The organism is Mucilaginibacter gilvus (assembly GCF_004054195.1).
GTDB classification, from domain to species: domain Bacteria; phylum Bacteroidota; class Bacteroidia; order Sphingobacteriales; family Sphingobacteriaceae; genus Mucilaginibacter; species Mucilaginibacter gilvus.
The window spans coordinates 1-377 of the sequence record NZ_SBIW01000015.1 but is presented as its reverse complement, the minus strand read 5'-3'; the positions used below and the strand labels follow the sequence as shown (position 1 = coordinate 377).

Genomic DNA, 377 nt, shown 5'->3' with positions numbered 1-377 from the left:
CTCACAAACGCCTCCATAGCCGCATACTCCGCCATACCCAGTTTATCGTAGCAAACGGCAGTTTCGCGGTTGCGGTCCTCGGCACGTACCCAAAACTCGCGGGCATCATCACCGGGGAATACGGGGCGGTCCTTTTGGCTTTGGTGCTTGAAGATAGCGTTACGCTTGCGCAATACTTCGGCAGGCGATAAAGGCACAGCCATTTCAATTTCATGCGTAGCAAACTCGTGCCAGGCACCACGGTAAAGCCACATCCAGCAATCTTTCACCCAATCCTCGGTTTCCTTGAGGCGGGTTAAGGCAGCGAGGATAATATTGAAACAAACGATATGCGTCCCGTTAGGGTCGGCGAAATCACCTGCGGCGAACACCTGCTG

1 pseudogene is annotated in these 377 nt (G+C 54.1%); it reads right to left on the bottom strand.

Annotation, left to right across the window (positions count from 1 at the left end):
• Positions 1-377, bottom strand: a pseudogene (locus EPL05_RS21695) (glucosamine-6-phosphate deaminase); the annotation flags it as partial.